The sequence below is a fragment of the Microbacterium algihabitans genome (assembly GCF_032464975.1).
GTDB classification, from domain to species: domain Bacteria; phylum Actinomycetota; class Actinomycetes; order Actinomycetales; family Microbacteriaceae; genus Microbacterium; species Microbacterium algihabitans.
The window spans coordinates 1,223,478-1,239,794 of the sequence record NZ_JAWDIU010000001.1 but is presented as its reverse complement, the minus strand read 5'-3'; the positions used below and the strand labels follow the sequence as shown (position 1 = coordinate 1,239,794).

16 protein-coding genes are annotated in these 16,317 nt (G+C 68.6%); 6 read left to right on the top strand and 10 right to left on the bottom strand.

Annotated features, from left to right (window positions below):
• Positions 1-92: 92 nt before the first annotated feature.
• A complete protein-coding gene (gene sfnG / locus RWH43_RS05850) occupies positions 93-1,226 on the bottom strand; it encodes a dimethylsulfone monooxygenase SfnG (protein WP_154097028.1) in 1,134 nt (377 codons plus the stop codon).
• A gap of 123 nt (positions 1,227-1,349) precedes the next feature.
• On the opposite strand from sfnG, the gene RWH43_RS05845 reads away from it, so the two are divergent.
• Positions 1,350-2,411, top strand: coding sequence for an LLM class flavin-dependent oxidoreductase (locus RWH43_RS05845; protein WP_316000912.1), 1,062 nt, complete (start codon positions 1,350-1,352; stop codon positions 2,409-2,411).
• 248 nt (positions 2,412-2,659) lie between these two features.
• Here the strand turns inward: RWH43_RS05845 and RWH43_RS05840 are convergent, their stop codons facing one another.
• Positions 2,660-3,973, bottom strand: a complete 1,314-nt coding sequence (locus RWH43_RS05840) for an O-acetylhomoserine aminocarboxypropyltransferase/cysteine synthase family protein (protein ID WP_316000911.1) — start codon at positions 3,971-3,973, stop codon at positions 2,660-2,662.
• Positions 3,966-4,907, bottom strand: a complete 942-nt coding sequence (locus RWH43_RS05835; protein ID WP_316000910.1) for an ATP-grasp domain-containing protein — start codon at positions 4,905-4,907, stop codon at positions 3,966-3,968. Before RWH43_RS05835 ends, RWH43_RS05840 begins: the two co-directional genes overlap by 8 nt.
• 107 nt (positions 4,908-5,014) lie before the next feature.
• Between RWH43_RS05835 and RWH43_RS05830 the strand changes: the two genes are divergently transcribed.
• On the top strand, positions 5,015-5,845 hold the full coding sequence (locus RWH43_RS05830) for a class I SAM-dependent methyltransferase (protein WP_316000909.1): 831 nt from the start codon (positions 5,015-5,017) through the stop codon (positions 5,843-5,845).
• On the opposite strand, the gene RWH43_RS05825 is transcribed toward RWH43_RS05830, so the two are convergent.
• From RWH43_RS05825 to RWH43_RS05815, 3 genes are read right to left on the bottom strand one after another with little or no spacing between them, the layout of a single operon-like run.
• The gene (locus RWH43_RS05825) at positions 5,823-6,350 is read right to left on the bottom strand and encodes a hypothetical protein (RefSeq protein WP_316000908.1); all 528 of its coding nucleotides are present in this window, start codon (positions 6,348-6,350) and stop codon (positions 5,823-5,825) included. The two genes, RWH43_RS05830 and RWH43_RS05825, sit on opposite strands and share 23 nt — an antisense overlap.
• Positions 6,347-8,143, bottom strand: coding sequence for an alpha/beta hydrolase (locus RWH43_RS05820; RefSeq protein WP_437127380.1), 1,797 nt, complete (start codon positions 8,141-8,143; stop codon positions 6,347-6,349). The genes RWH43_RS05825 and RWH43_RS05820 overlap by 4 nt, the downstream gene beginning before the upstream one ends.
• Complete coding sequence (locus RWH43_RS05815) at positions 8,140-8,430, bottom strand: hypothetical protein (protein WP_144831043.1); 291 nt, start codon at positions 8,428-8,430, stop codon at positions 8,140-8,142. Before RWH43_RS05815 ends, RWH43_RS05820 begins: the two co-directional genes overlap by 4 nt.
• Before the next feature lie 181 nt (positions 8,431-8,611).
• Here RWH43_RS05815 and RWH43_RS05810 point away from each other — a divergent pair, with 181 nt between their 5' ends.
• Genes RWH43_RS05810 through RWH43_RS05795 form a run of 4 tightly spaced genes read left to right on the top strand, consistent with a single transcriptional unit; the run spans position 8,612 to position 12,072 of the window.
• A complete protein-coding gene (locus RWH43_RS05810; RefSeq protein WP_316000906.1) occupies positions 8,612-9,547 on the top strand; it encodes an ABC transporter ATP-binding protein in 936 nt (311 codons plus the stop codon).
• On the top strand, positions 9,544-10,341 hold the full coding sequence (locus RWH43_RS05805) for an ABC transporter permease (RefSeq protein WP_316000905.1): 798 nt from the start codon (positions 9,544-9,546) through the stop codon (positions 10,339-10,341). Before RWH43_RS05810 ends, RWH43_RS05805 begins: the two co-directional genes overlap by 4 nt.
• Before the next feature lie 19 nt (positions 10,342-10,360).
• Positions 10,361-11,470 (top strand): sensor histidine kinase, encoded by a 1,110-nt coding sequence (locus RWH43_RS05800; RefSeq protein ID WP_316000904.1) that lies wholly within the window; start codon positions 10,361-10,363, stop codon positions 11,468-11,470.
• Positions 11,467-12,072: a response regulator gene (locus RWH43_RS05795; RefSeq protein WP_316000903.1), complete on the top strand. Its 606-nt coding sequence runs from the start codon at positions 11,467-11,469 to the stop codon at positions 12,070-12,072. The genes RWH43_RS05800 and RWH43_RS05795 overlap by 4 nt, the downstream gene beginning before the upstream one ends.
• Here RWH43_RS05795 and RWH43_RS05790 read toward each other — a convergent pair.
• The 4 genes from RWH43_RS05790 to RWH43_RS05775 form a co-directional block, all read right to left on the bottom strand.
• Positions 12,069-12,458, bottom strand: coding sequence for a DUF779 domain-containing protein (locus tag RWH43_RS05790; protein ID WP_154097019.1), 390 nt, complete (start codon positions 12,456-12,458; stop codon positions 12,069-12,071). The two genes, RWH43_RS05795 and RWH43_RS05790, sit on opposite strands and share 4 nt — an antisense overlap.
• Before the next feature lie 111 nt (positions 12,459-12,569).
• Positions 12,570-14,120: an acetaldehyde dehydrogenase ExaC gene (gene exaC, locus RWH43_RS05785; RefSeq protein ID WP_154097018.1), complete on the bottom strand. Its 1,551-nt coding sequence runs from the start codon at positions 14,118-14,120 to the stop codon at positions 12,570-12,572.
• A gap of 269 nt (positions 14,121-14,389) precedes the next feature.
• Entirely contained in the window at positions 14,390-14,914 is a 525-nt protein-coding gene (locus tag RWH43_RS05780) for a hypothetical protein (protein WP_144831020.1), read from the bottom strand.
• A 62-nt stretch (positions 14,915-14,976) separates the two neighbouring features.
• Positions 14,977-16,263 carry a GAF domain-containing protein gene (locus RWH43_RS05775; protein WP_144831017.1) on the bottom strand — a complete coding sequence of 429 codons (1,287 nt, stop codon included), beginning with the start codon at positions 16,261-16,263 and terminating at the stop codon, positions 14,977-14,979.
• Between the last annotated feature and the right edge of the window lie 54 nt (positions 16,264-16,317).

Genomic DNA, 16,317 nt, shown 5'->3' with positions numbered 1-16,317 from the left:
CTGTATGCGCGGAGTGGAATACACCCGCGCACACCAGGCTAGGCCCGTGTCGTCGAGCTGGAGGCCTCTCTCGGGAACCTGTGACGGGATGCTCAGCCGGCCGCCACCCCGATCGGATCACCCGTGCGCGCGAGATCCGCCTCGAGCTCGCGCACGATCGGGATCACCGTCTCACCGAAGTGCTCCAGCTCCTCCTGGAAGTGCAGGAAGCCGAGCAGGAACAGGTCGACGCCGCGCTTCTTGTACTCGATGATGCGCTCGGCGATCTGCTGCGCGTCGCCGAAGAGCTGCGTGCGGAACCCGTCGTTGTACTGCACGAGATCCTCGAGCGACGAGTCGGCCCACATCCCCTTCTTGTCGGCCGTCGCGTTGCCCGCCTCCTGCACGCTCTTGCGGAACCCCTCGACGGCGCCCGAGTCGGCGTGGGCGATGATCTCGCGCAACTGGGCCTCCGCCTCAGCGCGGCTGTCGCGCTGGATGACGAACCCGTTGAGGCCGAAGCGCGTGCGCCGACCGTGCTCGGCCGCGATGCGCGTCACGTCGTCGTACTGCTCGGTGAAGCCGTCGAAGTCCTTGCCGTTCGAGAAGTACCAGTCCGAGAACGCGCCGCCGTTGACGCGCGCGGCCGTGGAGTTGCCGCCCTGGAAGATGTCGGGGTGGGCCCGCCCCGGCACCTCGTACGGGAAGGGGCGCAGCGTGAAGTCGGTGATGTCGTAGTACTTCCCGTGGAACGAGAACTTCTCCTGCGTCCACAGGCCCCGCAGTACCTGGATGAACTCCGCCGCACGCTCGTAGCGCTCGTCGTGCTCGAGCCACTCGAGACCGAGGTCGGTGTACTCGTCTTTGAACCAGCCGCTGACGACGTTCACCGCCGCGCGCCCGTGCGAGAACTGATCGGCCGTGTTGATGAACTTCGCCAAGACGGCCGGATGCCAGATGCCGGGGTGGATGGCGGCGATGACCTTCAGCTTCTCGGTGGCCAGCAGCAGCGCCAGGCTGATCGAGGTGGACTCGTGCTGCTGCGCGGCGCCGTAGCTGGAGGCGTACCGCACCTGGCTCAAGGCGTATTCGAACCCGACGCGCTCGGCCGTGCGGGCGAGCTTCACGTTGTAGTCGTAGTCCCAGTCGGTGCGCTGCTCGATCGAACTGATCACGAGCCCACCGCTGACGTTCGGCACCCAGTAGGCGAACTTCAGCGGCTCGTGGGTGGGGGTGGAATCGGTCATGGAATCCTCCTCGCGGATCGGAACCCGGCCAACTTCCCACCGCGTCGAGCATCGGTCAACGACATGTGACGGACCGTTTCGTCGCGTGACGCCGGGCGACATGCGGCGGGTGAGGATGGAGCCATGACCTCCCCCCAGCGCGTGCGTTTCGGCTACTGGACCCCCATCTTCGGCGGATGGCTGCGCAACGTCGACGACGAGCAGACGCCCGTGTCGTTCGCCCATATCGCCGCGATCGCTCGCGCTGCGGAAGAAGGCGGCTTCGACCTCACGCTCATCCCCGAGCTGAACCTGAACGACATCAAGGGCGTCGAGGCGCCGTCGCTCGACGCGTGGGCGGTGACGGCGGGGCTTGCCGCCGTGACCTCGAAGCTCGAGCTGCTCGCGGCCGTGCGGCCGGGGTTCCACAACCCGTTCCACACCGCCAAGCAGGCGGCGACCATCGACGAGATCAGCGGAGGGCGCTTCACCCTCAACGTCGTCTCGGCGTGGTGGGCCGAGGAGGCCAAGCAGTACGACGGCCTCTTCAGCGCCCACGACGACCGGTACGCGCGCACGATCGAGTGGGTCGAGGTGCTGCGCGGCCTGTGGTCCGAGACGCCGTTCGCGTACGAGGGGGAGTACTACCGCACCGAGGGCACCTACCTGGAGCCCAAGCCCCAGGTGCTGCCGCGCCTGTACGCCGGTGGCGAGAGCGAGGCCGGGCGCAACGCGATCACGCGCTTCGCCGACGCGTATCTGACGCACGGCGGCACGCTCGAGGAGCTCGAGACGAAGGTCGCAGACATGCGCCGGCGCCGCGCCGAAGCCGGGGCGACGCCGTTCAAGGCGTTCGGCATGGCCGCCTACGCCGTCGTCCGCGACACCGAAGAAGAGGCTCAGGCCGAGATCGACCGCATCACCGACGTGCGCGGGGGAGCGGCCTACGGTTCGTACCAGGACTTCGTGAGCAAGTCGAAGCTCGACACCCAGATCGACCTCAAGGAGTACTCGGTGTCGAACCGCGGCCTCCGCCCCAACCTCGTCGGAACCCCCGATCAGGTGGCAGAACGCATCGTCGCCTTCGCGAACGTCGGCGTCTCGACCCTGCTGCTGCAGTTCTCGCCGCACCTGCCCGAGTTGCAGCGGTTCGCCGCCGAGGTAATCCCGCGCGTGCGCCGCCTGGAGGCCCAGCGCGACGCCTGATCGCGCTTCGCGCCGCGGGGCGTACCCCCCGTTGAGTGAGGGCGCGTCCGGGCTGGGGCTCGGGGCGCCGCTCTCCGGTGCTGAGTGCCCAAAACACCCGGACGGAAGCGAAAACCGTCCGGCTGTTTTGGACACCGAGGTGAGTTCGAAGGCTCCGGATGCCAGGAACCCGGGCCTGCACCGACGGCGGGTCCCGTGGGCGCCGGAGCGTGGGTCCAGGGCGCCCGGAAACCGCCGGGACGGAAGCGCTAGGACGCGGCGCGGAGGGCCTGATCGAGGTCGGCGATGAGGTCTTCCGCGTCTTCGAGGCCGATCGACAGCCGGATGAGGCCGTCGCCGATGCCGAGGCGGTCGCGTGTGTCTTGCGTGAAGCCGAGGTGGGTCGTCGTCGCGGGGTGCAGGGCCATCGACCGCGTGTCGCCGATGTTGGTCATGCGGCTGAACAGGCGCAGAGCGTCGAAGAAACGCTCCGCGGCGGGGCGACCTCCGCGCACGGTGAATGAGAAGACCGAGCCCGACAGCCCGTCGTAGTCGCGGACGGCGAGCGCGTGCTGCGGATGCGAGGGCAGACCCGCGTAGTCGACGCATTCGACCTCGGAGTGCTGCTCGAGCCACTCGGCGATCGTGCGCGCCGTGGCGAGGTGTTGGCGCATGCGCACCGACAGCGTCTCCATGCCTTGCAGCAGGAGGAATCCGTTGAGCGGCGACAGGGCGGGGCCGGTGTCGTTCGCGATGCCGAACCGCAGCGACAGCTCGAACGCGCGCGGGCCGAACGCCTCGACGAACGAGGAGTGCCCCGCGATCGCGGTGTCGGTGATCGCGGGATAGGAGCGATCGGATGCCATCCAGTCGAACGTCCCGCCGTCGACCACCGCACCCGCGAGGTTCGCGCCGTGCCCCGAGAGGAACTTCGTCGCCGAGTGCACGACGATGTCGGCTCCGTGCTCGATCGGGCGGATGAGGAACGGCGTCGCGATGGTGTTGTCGACGACGAGGGGGATGCCGTGCCGTCGCGCGACGCGTGCGACGGCGTCGATGTCGACGACGTCGTTCTTGGGGTTTGGGAGCGTCTCGGTGAAGATGGCCTTCGTCTCGGGGCGGATGAGGGCATCCCACTCCGCCTCGTCCGCCGGATCCCACACGTACTCGACGGTGACGCCCATGCGGGCGAAGGTGCGGTCGAACAGCACCCGCGTGCCGCTGTAGATGCTGGCGGTCGAGACGATGTGCTCACCGCTGGCGGCGAGTCCGAGAAGCGCGATCGTGATCGCCGCCTGACCCGATCCGACGACGATCGCTCCCGATCCACCCTCGAGGGAGGCCAACCGAGCCTCGGCAACCTGATTGGTGGGGTTCGCGTTGCGGGAGTACAGGTGACCCAGATCTGCGCCAGCGAACCGATCGGTCGCCTCTTGAAACGAATCGAATCGGTACGCGGCAGACAGGTGCACCGGGGTGATGCGCGAGCCGTGGGTGAGGTCTTCGATTTCGCCCGCATGGACCTGGCGCGTGGCGAAGCCGAAGCCCTGCCAGTCGGAGTGCGGGGGAGCGGGCTCAGCCACGCAGACCCACCGCTTCTTGGGGGAGCAGCGTGCCGAGCCAGCGGGCGATCTCGCGGGGTCCGGAGCGCGGTGCGGTGGCCTCGACGTCGGGGTTGTAGTTGGTGTTCGTGTTGACGTCGTACGTGACGGTGCGCCCGTCGCGCGTCTCGATGAACTCGATGCCCGCGATGCCGACCCCCTCGGCCGCGAGGAACGCGAGGTACCGGTCGATGAGCGCCGAATCGACGTCCTCACGCAGGCGGAACAGGGGTTCGGGCTCGACCCCGTCCGCCCCCGGAACGGCGCAGGCTTCGGCGGGGCAGAGCTCGAAGCTGCCGGCACTGGTGTCGACCCGCACGGCGTACACGAAGTCGCCGGCGACGAACTCGGCCCGCGTGATGAAGGGCGTCTTGGCGACGAGCAACTCCTGCAACAGCGTGATGCCATCGGGGGAGGGCTCGAAGTCGGGACTCTTCACCCAGGCGGCGAACTCGTCGACGGTGTCCCAGCGCCGCACCCCGAGGCCCTTGCCGCCTTGGTTGTGCTTGCTGATGAAGGGGGCGCCGAACTCCTCGGCCTTCGCTGCGAGGTCGTCGACGCCGAACACGGCGACCGTGCGCGGAACCTCGATGCCCGCGTGCCGCAGAGCCGCGTGCTGCGCGACCTTGCTGACCTCGAGTTCGAGCACGTCGGCCCCGTTGATCACCGTGCGACCCCACGACGCGAGCCAGCGCAGCACGGCGCGGCCAAATTCTTTGCTGTAGGCGTGGTCGCGGGTGTGGGCTGAGGCGCTCAGCCGCGACCAGAAGATGCCCTCGGGCGGCTCGACGGCCAGGTCGATCGACCCGTCGGTCAGCATCCACTCTTCGAACGGCACACCCTCGGCTTCGAACGCCGCCGCGAACGGCGGGATCCATTGAGGGTTCTCGTGGATGACATAGACCTTGCCCGACATGCCGCCAGGCTAACCCGGACCTCCGACATCGGGTCGACCGTGCGTCACCTGACGACACCGGGCCGCCGGCATCCGCCCCCTAGGCTCGGATGCCGGAAAGGGATGCCATGACCTCGGACTACATCGATGCCAACCGCGCCAACTGGGACGAGCGCGCGACTCTGCACGCCGCGCGAGACGGTTCGGGGTACGGCGTACAGCGCTATGTGGAGGATTCCGCGGCGTTGTCGGACGTCGTGCGGTTCGATCTGCCGCTGCTGGGCGACATTGCGGGCAAGCGGGCGGTGCACCTGCAGTGCCACATCGGCACCGACACCCTTTCGCTCGCCCGGCTGGGCGCGCGGGTGACGGGACTCGACTTCTCGGAGAACGCCGTCGCAGAGGCGCGACGCCTCGCCGACGAAGCCGGGGTGCAGGTCGATTTCGTCAGATCGGATGTTCGGCGCGCCGCGGAGGCGCTCCCGCGCGGCGAGTTCGACCTCGTCTACACGGGGATCGGCGCGCTGTGCTGGCTCCCGTCGATCACGGAATGGGCCGGGGTGGTCACCGAGCTGCTCGCGCCCGGCGGGACGCTTCACATCCGCGAGGGGCATCCCGTGCTGTGGGCGATGAACGAGGACCTGCCCGGGCTGACGCTCGCGTTCCCGTACTTCGAGCAGACGGCACCTCTGGAGTGGGATGACGACAGCACCTACGTCGCGGTGTCGGCTCCGCTGACGTCGACGAAGACGTACGAGTGGAACCACGGCCTCGGCGAGATCGTCACGGCCCTACTGGAGCGCGGCCTGCGTCTCGACGCGCTCGTCGAGCACGACAGCGTCCCGTGGGAGGCTCTGCCCGGCCGCATGACCGAGCGCCCGAACGGTGAGTTCGCGCTGACCGAGCAGCCGTCGGTGATGCCGCTGAGCTACACGATCAGGGCGACGAAGGTGGCGTGACGGTCGGCCCGGGTGAATTCAAATCGGCGAGATCGCCCTCCACGCAGGAACTCAACACTTGGAGACCCGCGAACGCACTACTGAACTGAAGTTGGGTGAGAGTGCCGTCTTTATTTGAACCCTGCTGGAAGGGCGGATCAGACACTACATAGGTATCGGGCCTGTCTGAAAGGAGTTCGGCGCGGGCGGAGAGCCCGATGCTCGCCCATTTCGCGGCAACTTTCTCCGAGAGCGCCCCCAGATCATCTTCGGTTGGCTCCAGCCGCTCCACGAAGTACAGAAGTCGAACAAGGCCTCCGTCTTGTCCCTCGCATTCGACCCACGTCGGGTGCGCCGTCCAACCGGAACTTCCGAGGACTTCCTGAGTAGCTCCCAGAACTTGTTCGGCGCGCTTCTGTATCGAGTCAGTAGTTATGAGATTCATCTGCCCCTCGTCTTTCGGCGCACACCCGGCCACCACGATCGACAACACCATCAGGCCCGCGAAGGACTTCCAGAGCCTCATTCGGCATCCCGGAGTGGTCGCGGATCGATGTAGTACCGCGTGTTGATGCCCCCACTCGCGGCATGTCTGGCGAGGCTGTCACCGCCTTCGGGTATGTCCTCACCGGCACCCATCGAAGCCATAGCGGCATAACGGAGAGCGATTGAGCCAGAGTCAAGATAGCTGGGAGCCTGCGGTCCCACGCCAATCGGCCCATGGCTGTGCACGCCGTCGAGACGCTCGCCGCCAGCGACGGAGCGTTCCGACCAAAATGTGCGAGCGCCGAACGACTCCTCAGTCGGGTCCGTCCTTTGCGAAAGTCCTTGGCCCACTGGCGCCCACCCATCCTTCATCGATTGCGTTGCATACACTTCCCCGTCGGGGACTTTCAGATCCGTCGCGGCATCAATTCCATCGCTGACACCGGCCGATCCGAGGAGAACAAGATGATCCGCGTTGGCGTGCTTGAGGGCGAGTGTGCTGACGTCAGTCCCGTAGGAATGCGCAACCACTGACAGGTTTGATCGCCCGCCGTTCAACTCCTGCGCAACCCGCACGGACCCTATGTCGTAAGCGAGTGCTGTTGCTCCGACCTCCGCTCTTGAATCGGCAAGAACTTCGGGCGCCCGCCAAAGAGGATCGCTTACGGGCGGGTGATATCCCAGCCACGCGACAACTGCTATCTCGTCTGTCGAGATTCCCGAAGCCAGGAACTGCTCCCACCTGAGCCGCGCCGCGGCCGAGACGTAGGTTCCCATGTCTCTCCCCACGGTCGTATTCATGCCTGGGACGAGGAAGGTTACGGAGGAGGCCCGATCCAGATCCCCCACCGCAACCTGCGCCAACGGCGGCCGGTCCAACACCAACGAGGCGAGCGTGTTCCCGGTCGCGGCGCGATCCAGCGCCTCCAACGCCGCCACCTGCTCCGACTGGTCCCACGGGCTGTTCCGCGCCTCTTCGAGCGCCTGGGCGAGCACGATGCGGTTCGCGCGGTCGCGCGCGGCGTAGGCGACGCCGCCGAGGTTGCCGATGATCCCGGGGGCGCAGGCGATCAGTGCATCCTGCTGCGCCGAGCTCAGGCCGCGCCACCACGGTGCGAGATCAGCCGGGTTGCTCTGCGCCAGACGCTCCAGCAGGTCGGGTCGTGCCCCGAGCAGGTCGGTGAGCGTGTCGGCGTCGAGGGTGCGCATCATCGCGAGCACGCGTCCGGGCGGAAGCGCTGCGACTCCGAGACCCTCACCGACCCTCGCCCATGCCTCCCCGCGGGCGCGCACGGCCTCGATCGCACGCCGCACGGCGGCTGTCGCGACATCGCCCGCCGCTTTCACGTCGGCGCACGCGTCAGCCACCATCGCCTCGGCCCGCGCTCGCGCCTCGCCGGCGGTCGTCGGAGCCGGCCCGCGGTGGCGGGGATCCGAAACCAGCACGGGCCACCCCCGCGAGAACGACGAGAACCCGGCGGGCGTCCCCGGCGTCTCAGGCAGCGTCGACGCGAAAGCCCACGCCTCGATCGCCTGCGCGGCCAGCCCCTGCGCCGAACTCAACGCCCGGGCATACGTCTGCAGCGGACCGATGACCGCGGAGAGCCCGTCGCCGATCTCGGTCCAGCGTCGCACAACCGATGCCACGCGATTCGCGTACGCCTCGGCCGCCTGCCCGGTCCATCCGTCGATTTCGCGCATGCGCAGCAGTCGGTCCACCAGATCCGAGGCGACGCGTTCTCGCTCGGCGGCGAGATGCGCGACCTCGTACGCGGCCTCCACCGATCCCGGAACGAGCCCGGTCACGTGTGACGAGTGCCCCAGAGCGGTCACAGCAGCGCCTGCAACGCCTTGAGCGTGACGTCAGCGTCATCGTCCACGCGTTCGTACATCGCCGCCACTTCTCGCAGACCGGATGCCACGTCGTCGACGCTCGCGACCGCCTCGGTCCAGCCGCCGGCCAAGGCTCCTGCGAAGTCGTCGACGGCCTCGCAGAGCGCCTCGTGACCGAGGGTGCGGGTCCACGGCATCCGGAACTGAGATTCGGCGGGCCGGATGACGTTGTCGAAGATCAGGGCGGTGCGGCGGAGCTCGTCGGGGATCACGGTGAATGCACGCATGCGGGGAAGGTACTGAGAATCGCGGCGACCCCGAGCGAGTTATCCACAGGGAAAAGCCCGGTCCAGGACATATTCACCCGTCGATTGGCCAAGTTCACCCGAGACACCCATGACGAACGTCACCCCTGAATGGTGACGGCCGGCTGATGTGCCCTCGGAGCCCCGCGGCCAGCATGAACACATGACCTCCTCCACCCCCACCCCCGCCGCGATCGACGCGCGGGGCGTCGTCAAGAGCTTCGGCTCCGTCCACGCCGTCCGCGGCGTCGACCTCACCGTCCGACCGGGCGAGATCGTGGCCTTCCTCGGCCCGAACGGCGCGGGCAAGACCACCACGATCGACATGATTCTGGGCCTGACGAACCCCGACGCCGGCAGCATCGAGGTGTTCGGCCACAGCGCTCGCGGCGCCGTCGCTCGCGGCCTCGTCTCGGCCGTTCTCCAGTCGGGCGGGCTGCTCAAAGACCTGACCGTGCGCGAAACGGTCGAGCTGACGGCGAGCCTGTTCGCCGAGAAGCGTCCCGTCGACGAGGCCCTCGAGCGTGCCGGCATCCTGAACCTCGCCCGCCGCAAGGTGGGTCTGTGCTCGGGCGGTGAGCAGCAGCGTCTGCGCTTCGCGATGGCACTCGTGAGCGACCCCGCGCTGCTGATCCTCGACGAGCCGACCACCGGCATGGACGTCGAGGCGCGTCGCTCGTTCTGGAGCGCCATTCGAGCGGATGCCGCGCGCGGACGCACCGTGATGTTCGCGACGCACTACCTCGACGAAGCCGACGAGTACGCCGACCGCATCGTGCTGATGCGCGGCGGGCAGATCGTGGCCGACGGCAGCACCACCGAGATCAAGAACCTCGTCTCGGGGCGGGTCGTTCAGGTGACGCTTCCGGATGCCGACCTCACGGCCCTCGCGGCTGTCCCGGGCGTCGACTCGGTCGAGGCCGCCGGCGAGCGCATCACCGTGCACACGCGGGATTCCGACGCCCTCGCGCGTCACCTGCTCACCTCCACCCCGGCGCGGGATCTCGAGATCACCGCCCAGAATCTCGAGAGCGTGTTCCTGACGCTCACTGCCGAGCCCTCGGCATCCGACCTCGTCCCGACGGGAGCACTCCGATGACCGCCATCGCCCTCGACCGCCCGCTGCCCGCCATGGGTGGGTTCACGCTGACCTACCTGCGCATCGAACTGGTGCGCAAGCTGCGCAATCCGCGCAGCATTCTCTTCACCGTCGCGTTCCCCGTGCTGATGTTCTTCATCGTGGGGTTCCAGACGCTCGACGTTCCGCTGACCGATACACCGCTGGCGTCCGGGGGAGTGTCGGTGGCCGCGTACATCATGGTCTCGATGGCGATGTACGGAACCATGATGTCGGCGACCCAGACCGGGGCCTCGGTCGCGGTCGAGCGCGCGCAGGGCTGGTCGAGGCAGCTGCGGCTCACGCCCCTCAACCCGATTTCGAACGTCGTGGTCAAGATGCTCGCGGGCATGATGTTCGGCCTGGTCGCGGTCATCGCGACCTACGCCGTCGCCGCCGGAGCCGGCGTACAGCTCGCCCCGGTGCAGTGGATCGTCACGGGTCTCGCAGCCTGGGTGCTCGCCGGAGCCGTCTTCACCACCCTCGGCCTGATGGTCGGCTACATGGTGCCGGGCGAGAACGCGGCGCAGATCACGAGCCTCGCGGTGGTGCTGCTGTCGTTCCTCGGCGGGCTGTTCTTCCCCCTGTCGTCGATGCCCGACTTCCTGCAGGTGATCGGCAAGCTGACGCCCGTCTACGGCATCGGCGAACTCGCCCGGTCGCCCCTCACCGGCGACGGTTTCGACCTCGGCGGCCTCGTCAACGCGGTGGTCTGGCTCGCGGTGTTCATCGCCGGCACCGTGTACTTCTTCCGTCGCGACACGCGTCGCGGCTGACACGCCTAGGGTGAACCACGTGAGCACGACGACCGGCCCGGAGCGCACCCGCGTTCCGGGCCGCCGTCCGTTCCAGCGGGGCTGGTTGATCGGTGCGTCGCTGTCGCTGATCTGGACGTACCCGACGCTCGTCGCACTCTGGGAAGAGCCGAGCCTTTCCGCTCACCTCATCGGCACCGGGGTGGTCGTGGTCTTCGCGGCGGTGTTCCTGGCGACGGTCCCCTACGCCCGGAATACCGCGTCGAGGACGCGACGGGTCATCCCCTCGGTGGTGCTTCTCGGGCTCAGCCTGACGCTGATCCCGTGGCTGGGCGCTGACATCCGGTGGCTGTGGACGTTCGTCGGCGTCGCCTTCGCGGTGTCGGCGATGGGTCGGGGAACGACCTGGCTGGTCATTCCCGCGCTCAGCGCGCTGTCGCTGATCGTCGGAGAGCTCGACAGCGCAGACGCCTTCACGAGTGTGCTGAATGCGGCGATCATCCTCTCGATCTCGATCATGATGTTCAGCTTCGTCGAGAACATCTCGACCCTCGAGCGCCTGCGCGCGGCTCAGGAGCAGATCGCCGAACTCGCCGCCGAACGAGAGCGCGGCCGCGTCGCCCGCGATGTGCACGACATCCTCGGACACTCGCTCACGGTGATCACCGTCAAGGCCGAACTGGCAGGACGACTGATGGATGCCGGCTCCCCGGCCGCCCGCGACGAGATCGCCCAGATCGAAGGCCTCTCCCGCGGGGCGCTGGCCGACGTGCGCGCGACCGTGCACGGGTATCGCGGCGTGAGCATCAGCGGCGAGCTGGCCGCGGCCCGCGCGGCGCTCGAGAGCGCCGGCGTCTCCGCCGACCTCCCCGGCTCCACCGACCAGGTGCCCGCCGATCGCCGAGAACTCGCCGGGTGGGTCGTGCGGGAGGCCGTCACCAACGTGGTGCGCCACTCCGGCGCGAGCGCCTGCCGCGTGCGACTCGACAACCGCTCGATCGAGGTCGCCGACGACGGGTGCGGCCCGGCGTCCACGGCATCCACCGGCTCAGGACTCACGGGACTCCGCGAACGCGTCGAGACCTCGGGAGCGCGGTTGACCATCGGTCGCAGCGACCTGGGCGGCTTCAAAGTGAAGGTGACGTGGTGATCCGACTGCTCATCGCCGACGATCAGGCCCTCGTGCGCGGGGCCCTCGCCGCCCTGCTCGGACTCGAGCCCGACATCGAGGTCGTCGCCCAGGTCGGTCGCGGAGACGAGGTGGTCGAGGCAGCGCGCACGTCGGAGGCCACCGTCGCGCTGCTCGACATCGAGATGCCCGGGATCGACGGGATCGCCGCCGCCGCGAAATTGCGTGCGGAAGTTCCCGGATGCCGTGCCCTCATCGTTACCACCTTCGGACGCCCCGGTTACCTGGCGCGGGCGATGCAGGCCGGCGCCTCGGGCTTCGTCGTCAAGGACACCCCCGCGGCCGAGCTCGCCGACGCGGTGCGGCGGGTCTCCCAGGGACTGCGCGTGGTCGACCCCGCTCTCGCCGCCGAGTCGTTGGCGCAGGGCGACTCGCCGCTGACCGAGCGGGAGACCGACGTGCTCGCCGCGGCGCGCGACGCCGGCACGATCGCCGACATCGCGCGGACCGTCCACCTCTCGGAGGGCACGGTGAAGAACCACCTGTCGAGCGCGATCGGCAAGACCGGCGGGCGGAATCGGGCGGATGCCGTGCGGGTCGCTGTGGAGCGTGGGTGGCTCTAGCGGTCGGCACCCACCCCGAACGCCTCCGCCTCTTCCTCGGTCAGCATCCGGGAGCGGATGAGGAAGCGCATGCCCGTCGGCCCCTCGACCGAGAAGCCCGCGCCACGACCGGGGACGACGTCGATCGTCAGGTGCGTGAACTTCCAGTACTCGAACTGCGACTCCGACATGTAGACCTGAATGGGGTCGTCGAGACCGACCTCGATATCGCCAAGGTGCACGTCGCTGGGCCCCGTGATGAACATGCCCACGGGGTAACACATGGGGGAGCTGCCATCGCAGCATCCGCCGGACTGGTGGAACATCAGCGGCCCGTGCTTGACAGTGAGCTCGCGCAGCAGCGCAGCCGCGGCATCCGTCACGTCGACGCGGGAAAGCTCGGCCATGTCCCGTTCCTTTCGAACGATGTCCCACTTTCGGTCGCCTGAAGGGTCCTCAGGAGACCAAAAGTGGGACATGGGGATGCGGCGCCGGGAAAGCCCCGGCGCCGCTGCGACTCAGAAGAAGCCCATCGCCCCGTCGGCGTACGACACGAGCAGGTTCTTCGTCTGCTGGTAGTGGTCGAGCATCTTGAGGTGGTTCTCGCGACCGATGCCCGACTGCTTGTATCCACCGAACGCCGCGTGCGCGGGGTACTGGTGGTACGTGTTCGTCCAGACGCGGCCCGCCTCGATCGCGCGTCCGGCGCGGTAAGCGGTGTCGCCGCTGCGTGCCCAGACGCCCGCGCCCAGGCCGTAGAGCGTGTCGTTCGCGATCGAGATGGCATCGTCGAAGTCGTCGAACGACGTGACCGACAGCACGGGCCCGAAGATCTCCTCCTGGAAGATGCGCATGTCGTTCGTGCCCTCGAACACTGTCGGGGCGACGTAGTAGCCGCCCGAGAGGTCGCCGCCGAGGTCGACGCGCTCACCGCCCGTGAGCAGCTTCGCCCCACCCTGCTTGCCGATGTCGATGTACGACAGAATCTTCTCGAGCTGGTCGTTCGAGGCCTGCGCGCCGATCATCGTCTCGGGGTCGAGCGGGTTGCCCTGGCGCACCTTCTTCACGCGCTCGAGGCCATCGCCGAGGAACTGGTCGTAGATCGAGCGCTGGATCAGCGAGCGCGAGGGGCACGTGCAGACCTCGCCCTGGTTCAGCGCGAACATCGTGAAGCCCTCGAGCGCCTTGTCGTAGTAGGCGTCGTCGGTGTGCAGAGCGACGTCTTCGAAGAAGACGTTGGGGCTCTTGCCACCGAGTTCGAGCGTCACGGGGATGAGGTTCTGCGAGGCGTACTGCATGATCAGGCGGCCGGTCGTGGTCTCACCCGTGAAGGCGATCTTGCGGATCCGCTTGTGCTGAGCGAGCGGCGCACCCGCCTCGATGCCGAAGCCGTTGACGATGTTCACCACGCCCGCGGGGAGCAGGTCGCCGATGATGTCGAACAGGAAGAGCAGCGATGCCGGCGTCTGCTCGGCCGGCTTGATCACGACGCAGTTGCCCGCGGCGAGGGCCGGGGCGAGCTTCCATGCGGCCATGAGGATGGGGAAGTTCCACGGGATGATCTGACCCACCACACCGAGCGGCTCGTTGAAGTGGTACGCCACCGTGTTCTCGTCGAGCTGGCTGAGCGAACCCTCCTGCGCCCGCAGCACGCCCGCGAAGTAGCGGAAGTGGTCGACCGTGAGCGGAATGTCGGCGGCGAGCGTCTCGCGCACCGGCTTGCCGTTCTCCCACGTCTCGGCGACGGCGATCTTCTCGAGGTTCTCTTCGATGCGGTCGGCGATCTTGTTCAGGATGACGCTGCGCTCGGCGGGAGTGGTCTTCTTCCACGACGCGAACGCCTTCCACCCGGCCTCGACGGCGCGGTCGATGTCGTGCGCGTCGCCGCGGCCGACCTCGCAGAACGGCTTGCCGGTGACGGGGGTGATGTTCTCGAAGTACTCCCCGCTGTGCGGCTCGACCCATTCGCCGCCGATGTAGTGCCCGTAACGCGAGCGGTACTCGGCGACGGCCCCGCGGGTTCCGGGAGCGGCGTAGACGCTCGAGACGCCTTCTTCGACGATGGTCATGCGTGTCTCCTTCGACGGTCATGAGTCGCCGCGTCGGCTTCGGGCGGCGATGCGCCGACGGTACGCCGCAGGAGGTTGCATCGGGTTGCGCGGGCGAGCGTGCGTGCGCTCAGGACGCATTCGTTCGACGAGACCGCACGAGATCGACGCCAAACAGGTGCGTCGTCGACGAATGAAAGCGGCTTCGACGCACACGCGGGCGGGACGCCCGGACAGAACGACGGATGCCGCGACCCTCGGGCCACGGCATCCGTTCGAGTGAACGCGGTCTAGGCGTCGGCGTCGGCGAGCACCGAGCGCAGCGGGGGCACGTTGACCTCGTGCAGGTCGACGTCGTCGAGGCGCTCGATGCTCTGCACGCGCGGCGCGATCGCGCGGTCGTCGGCGACGATCCAGCTGCCGACGAGCAGGAAGCGGTCGTTGCCCGCGGTGATCGGCCCCGTGAGGGCAAACGTCTGGTGCGTGGGCGTGAGGAAGGTCACGCGCACGGGCGTGCCGTGGGGGAGGGTCGAAGGATCGACGACGTCGGCCTCGAGCGCGGGCTGAGGCGCCTCGATGCCCAGGTCGATGCGCTGGATCTCGGAGCTCGTCGCGAGGATGACGTCGCCGACGAGCGGCTGCCCGCCCACGCCGATGCGCACGGTGCCCTCGAGCGCGTACAGGCCGTAGCGCGGTGAACGGACGATGACGCGGGCGACATCGCCCGCCTTGACCTCGGCCAGTGCCTCGCGGATGCGCCCCACGTCGCGACGGGCGCGGGCTGCCGAGAAGATGTCGAGCGCTTTTTCGTCCATATGTTCAGAGTAACGAGGGCCTCCGACATCGGGCTCCGAACCCGCGGGGTCGGGTGCGGGCCTCAGTCGCGATCGAGCCTCTCGATGCGGGCGACGAGTCCCGCGCGCTTGGGAGATCGAGCCGGGAGCATCGACAGGCACAGCCGCAGCACCTCGCCGTCGTCCCGCCCGTCGAGGGTGTCGGCGTAGGCGAGCAGCACATCGACCCCCGCCTCGGCGATGAGGGCCTCGCGCAACGCCGAGCGCACCGATTCGCGCACCTCGACCACCCCGGGCGCGTCGGACTCGGGCAGCACCGGGCCCGGATATGCAGCCAGTGCGACCCTGTGCGCCCCGCGGTCCAGCAGTGACAGCACGTGCTGCGCGTCGGTCTCGAGGCCATCAACCAAGCGGTACGGCCGCGATTGCGGCACCAGCTGCGGAGCCGTCGGCACCAGCGCGCGGCGCAGACGCACCATCTCGGGCCGCAGCGTCTCGACGGCCGGGTGCCCGTACACGGCTTCGCTGAGCGCCTCGGCCGAGAGTCCCTCGCGGTGCATCGCCAGCAGCAGCAGGATCTCGGCGTGCCGCGCGCTCAGTTCGAGGGTCGACCCTCCGGCCTCCAGCAGCGCGCGATCCCGTCCGAGGATGCGCAGGAGGGCCCGCGCGGGCGCCGACCGGCGCGGGGGAGGAGCCTGCTGCGCACGCAGTCGTGCGACGAGGATCTCGCTCTCGATCGCCCGGGCCGTGGCATCCACCAACAATTGCGCTTGAGGGGTCACGGCCTCGACTCCGCCCGTGACGTCGATCACGCCGAGCAGTCGCCGGGTCTCGGGATCGTGCACGGGCGCGGCGGTGCACGACCACGGCTGCACGAGGCGGTTGAAGTGCTCCGCGCCGCGGATCTGCACCGAGCGATCGAGGGTCAGGGCTGTTCCGGGGGCCGAGGTGCCGACGGCGTCTTCCGACCAGTTGGCTCCGGCGACGAAGCCCATGTCGCCCGTCAGCGCGCGGATGTGCCGGTCGCCCTCGACCCACAGCAGGCGTCCGGCGGCGTCTCCGACCGCGACGACCACGCCGGATTCCTCGGCCGTGCCGGGCAGCAGCAGCGAGCGGATCATGTCCATTACCCCGGCCAGCGGATGCCCCTGCCGGTACGCCTCGAGCTCGTCGGTCGTCAGATCGAGCGGGGGCAGTCCCTCGGGACCGACGAGCGAGGCGAGTGAGCGCCGCCACGACTCCTGCACGAGGGGGCGGACGTCGTTCAGCCGGCGGTCCTCGTTGCCGGCGATGAGTTCTTCGTGAGCGCGCGCGATGAGCAATCCCGAGGTCTCGGGGGAAACGGCCGGTCGCGACCATGGAGAGGACACACGACTCCCATCGGCGGTGACGGAGGTGGGTCCAGTGTAGGTCGGGCGGCACGC